This is a genomic window from Mesorhizobium sp. WSM4806, from assembly GCF_055811635.1.
The window spans coordinates 1-2,533 of the sequence record NZ_JBVVQZ010000054.1 but is presented as its reverse complement, the minus strand read 5'-3'; the positions used below and the strand labels follow the sequence as shown (position 1 = coordinate 2,533).

The window sequence follows — 2,533 nt, the reverse complement described above, 5'->3', positions numbered from 1 at the left end:
TCGTGAAGAGTTTCGGGCGCCGGCAGGCGTACGAAAGTCCCCGAGGAAGGAACCCGCGGGCCACAGGCGATGGCTATGGGGATTTCGGATTTCGGCAGATGTCGGCGATGGCGCGACCGCCGTCGGGAAGCTCTGGGTTGAATGCGGACAGACCGCTTCGTTGCGCCTCCGCGCGGTGTTGTCGGGACGGTGGGCGGCTGGGCGCGGCTCTGTCGGAGTCGATAATCACCATAGACGTGCGTCGATCCGTTGCCGAAGGCTGAGTGCCTGCAGCTGAAGGCTGAACCTTTCCATGCCGGGTCATGGCGTGCTGCTCCCGGTCGACGGGGAACCGTGTGGCGGTCCGCGCGGCTGCCTCCATCGTTCGAACACCTCGATCACGATCATGCGGCCGCCACAGCAGGGGCATGGCGGGCGAAAGTTGTCCGGTTCGTCCGTGGTGTCATCGTCTGACGGTGCGGCGGCGTTCAGGAGTTCACGAGCAAGCGCGAGGCTGGCCTTGCGAGCAGAGCCGGCAAGCAGGCCGCAATGCCGGATGCGGTGGAATCCCTTTGGCAACACGTGGAGCAGGAAGCGGCGGATGAACTCGTCGGTCGCGAGCGTCATGAGCTGCTGCCGGTCGGCGCCTTCGCGACGATAGTCCTTGTAGCGGAAGGTGACGCCGCTCTCGTCTAGGCGGATGAGGCGGCTGTTTGAGATCGCGACCCGGTGCGTGTAGCGCGACAGGTAGGCGAGCACCGCTTCCGGGCCGGCGAAGGGCGCCTTGGCGTAGACCACCCAGCGCTTCTTCCGGACCGGCGACAGGTGGCGCAGGAATGCCCGCCGTTCCGCGAGATGAGCAATTGCGCCGAAGAAGGCGAGCCGGCCAGCGTCGTGCAGCGCGATCAGCCGGGTGAGGAACAGGCGGCGGAACAGCTTGCCGAGCACCCTCACCGGGAGGAGGAAGGCCGGGCGCGACGATATCCACCGGCTCCCGTCGAGCGAGACGCCACCGCCCGGAACGATCATGTGGACATGCGGATGGTGCGTTAGCGCCGAGCCCCATGTGTGGAGCACGGCGGTGATGCCGATGCGCGCGCCGAGGTGCCTGCGATCGGCCGCGATCGTCAGCATCGTCTTCGATGCCGCCTTGAACAGCAGATCGTAGACCAGCGCCTTGTTGTGGAACGCGACGTCGGCGACCTCGGCGGGCAGAGTGAACACGACATGGAAGTATCCGACCGGCAGCAGGTCGGCTTCGCGCTCGGCGAGCCATGTCCGCGCCGCCGCGCCCTGGCACTTCGGGCAGTGCCGGTTGCGGCAGGAGTTGTAGGCGATGCGCCAGTGGCCGCAGTCCTCGCAGGCCTCCACGTGACCGCCAAGGGCCGCGGTGCGGCAGAGTTCGATCGCCGACATGACCTTGAGCTGCTGCAGTGTCAGGTGCCCTGCATGGGCGGCCCGGTAGGCGGGCCCCGCGCTGCGGAAGATGTCGGCAACCTCGATCGAGGCGCGCACGCTCAGCCGTCGGGTGAGATCTCTTCCGGCTTGAAGAGGCCAAGCTTGTCGAGCGGGCTCGTGACGGTGCGCACCGTGCGGGTTGCAACCTTGGTGTAGAAGGCGGTGCTATTTAGCTTGGCGTGCCCGAGCAGGACTTGGATGATCCGGATGTCGGTGCCGTCCTCCAGCAGGTGGGTGGCGAAGCTGTGGCGCAGCGTGTGCGGCCCGACCCGCTTGGCGATGTCGGCCGCCTGCGCTGCCTCGACGACCACGCGATAGAGCTGGCGGGTGCTGATCGGCTTCATCGCATGCTGCCCCGGAAACAGCCAGCCGTCGCGATGCATGACGCCCTGCTGCCGTCCGACCCTCCACCATTGCCGCAGAAGAGTAAGCAGGTCTTCGGACAGCATGGCGTTGCGATATCGCCCGCCCTTGCCGCGCTCGACACGTAGCAGCATGCGCTCGCTGTCGACATCGGCGACCTTCAGCATCGACACCTCGGCGACGCGCAAGCCCGCACCATAGGCGACCGAGAGCGCGGCCTGGTGCTTGAGGCAGGTGGTGGCGTTGAGCAGCCGAGCGACTTCGTCGCGGCTGAGCACCACCGGCAGCTTGCGCGGATGCGCCAGCCGAACGAGCTTGCGCGCCAGATCGGGACGATCGACCGTATGCGTGAAGAAGAAGCGCAGCGCCGACACGATGCTGTTCATCGTCGGCACGGGAACACCGTCGCCCTGCTGCTCGATCTGGAACCGGCGCAGGTCGTCGGTGGTCGCTGTGTCTGGTGAACGCCCGAGGAACGTCGCCAGGCGTCCGATGTCGCGGAGATAGTTGCGCTGCGTCTCCCGTGAGAAACGCCGCATGTTCATGTCGTCGATCAGCCGCTGACGAAGTGGACTGATAGGTGCATCAAGAACAGGATAGGGCATGGTCAGGCTCCTTGTTGAAGAAGCCCGTAATGCTCTGCCGCTGCCGAACTACCCTCAATGCGAGCGCGACGTCCGGTTCGTGATCTCTACCTCACCCCACGCGCCCATCCCGCGCAGCGGGTTCGTTC

Annotated in this window: 2 protein-coding genes; both read right to left on the bottom strand. The window is 66.2% G+C overall.

From position 1 onward, the window contains the following. Positions 1–300 precede the first annotated feature (300 nt). Positions 301–1,494: an IS91 family transposase gene (locus AC0L2M_RS34530; RefSeq protein WP_473514078.1), complete on the bottom strand. Its 1,194-nt coding sequence runs from the start codon at positions 1,492–1,494 to the stop codon at positions 301–303. A 2-nt stretch (positions 1,495–1,496) separates the two neighbouring features. After that, entirely contained in the window at positions 1,497–2,405 is a 909-nt protein-coding gene (locus tag AC0L2M_RS34525; RefSeq protein WP_473522176.1) for a tyrosine-type recombinase/integrase, read from the bottom strand. Positions 2,406–2,533: the final 128 nt, after the last annotated feature.